The 1,777-nt window shown below is 36.5% G+C and carries 2 protein-coding genes; both read right to left on the bottom strand.

Annotated features, from left to right (window positions below; all coding sequences use genetic code 11):
* Positions 1–676: 676 nt before the first annotated feature.
* Positions 677–1,087 carry a PIN domain-containing protein gene (locus CIK99_RS05795; protein ID WP_094380612.1) on the bottom strand — a complete coding sequence of 137 codons (411 nt, stop codon included), beginning with the start codon at positions 1,085–1,087 and terminating at the stop codon, positions 677–679.
* Positions 1,084–1,344, bottom strand: a complete 261-nt coding sequence (locus CIK99_RS05790; protein ID WP_094380611.1) for a hypothetical protein — start codon at positions 1,342–1,344, stop codon at positions 1,084–1,086. Before CIK99_RS05790 ends, CIK99_RS05795 begins: the two co-directional genes overlap by 4 nt.
* Positions 1,345–1,777: the final 433 nt, after the last annotated feature.

The following is a 1,777-nucleotide window of genomic DNA, read 5'->3' as shown; positions in this document are numbered from 1 at the left end:
TCCCTATTGTCCCGAAGGCTTCGCACCCAGTCGTTGCCAACTACGCACGCTTCGGTAGGCTGCTCTTAACGGAATAAGAGGTTCATTAGTTTCAAAGAACAATTATCTGTACGACTTCATGTCGCAATTTCGCTGCAAAGATAGTGCAAAAAATCGATTTAGCGAAGAAAAAGAGAATAAATTATCTTTTTTGAGCGTAAGATTTTTATTTAAATCGAAGACAAAACAAAATAAAAAAGCGCTTTTTTATTTTGTTTGTTGAGATGCAGCCTATCTTATCAAAAGATACATCATTTATCACGATCAACCACACAAATCATCAATCATCAGTCATAAGAAACTTGCGATAGCTTGATGAGCTCCTCTAATAATAAACAAGGTGCGAAGAACTTGCGTAGCTTGATGAACACCGCTGAAAATATATAGTGAAGAACTTGCGTAGCTTGATGAGCTCCGCTATTAATAAACAATGTGCGAAGAACTTGCGTAGCTTGATGAGCTCCGCTATTAATAAACAATGTGCGAAGAACTTGCGTAGCTTGATGAACTCCTCTTTTGATAAACAATGTGCGAAGAACTTGCGTAGCTTGATGAGCTCCGCTATTAATAAACAATGTGCGAATAATCAATCATCATTAATCGAAAGGGCAGGACAATGACCTGACCCGCTTGTCCCTCAGCCCCTCATAAGTGACATAAATTCGTCAATTGTATATACAGGAATTATAGATTTCCTAAAGTCCTTCTTATTTCTTGTAACAATACAATCTGCCTTTACCTTTATGGCGGACATATACTGAACTGCATCCTCATAATCTTTCCAGTCACAAGCTAAAGCCTCCCTTGCAACGTCTTCATAAAGGTCAACAACTCTTACAAACTCCGTTATGTCCTCCAGTCGTTCCCTCGCGTCAACATATCCATATTTCTTTGAAATATAAACTGCATTTATCAAAGATAGTGAAGATAACACCAAAGATATCCTTCCAGCATAGCCATAAGCGAAAAGCATCCTGGCATTTTGTACAAACGGTTCCCGTTCGCACAACAAATCAAGCAAAATATTTGTATCTACAAAAACAGTCATCGCACATACTTTTCTATTCTTGCATCTCTTCCATTTTCATCCACGGGGACAATCCTACCACCTTTCGCAGATAATGTAGATACATACTTCAGAGCTTGTTCCAATTCCATATCATTAGTTTTTGTATTTGAATGACGAACATTATCAAGAAGTAATTTTACTCCCAGTTCAATCACTTTTTGTATACTCATATTATTTTGCCTTGCATACAATGCGGCTCCATCATAAAGCGCCTGATCTATTGTTAAAGTATTCATAACTGTCCTTTCTTTAATAATCCGCTGCGAAGATAGTGCAAAAAATCGATTTAGCAAAGAAAAAGAGAATAAATTATCTTTTTTGAACGTAAGATTTTTATTTAAATCGAAGACAAAACCAAATAAAAAAGCTTTTTTTTATTTTTTTGTTGAGATGCAGCCTATCTTATCCAAAGATACATCATTTATCACGATCAACCACACAAATCATTGTATATTAAAATTTTATTATTACCTTTGCACTCGTTAACAACATCAAGGAAGTGGAATAAGGCCGATTAATCATTCGTCCCGAGACAGAGATTAATGTTCTGCCCCCACTCCTTAACATCCGAATCCGGACAGTTCACTGGGCTTTGACCCCGCATTTGCAATGATGGTTCCAGGGTGTTTTGATGTTGCATGTTTAATTTAATTTTATTATTATGACTTA

This window comes from Prevotella sp. P5-92 (assembly GCF_002251245.1).
GTDB lineage: Bacteria > Bacteroidota > Bacteroidia > Bacteroidales > Bacteroidaceae > Prevotella.
Note: the sequence above shows the minus strand (reverse complement) of the source record. Positions and strands in the feature narration are given on the sequence as shown.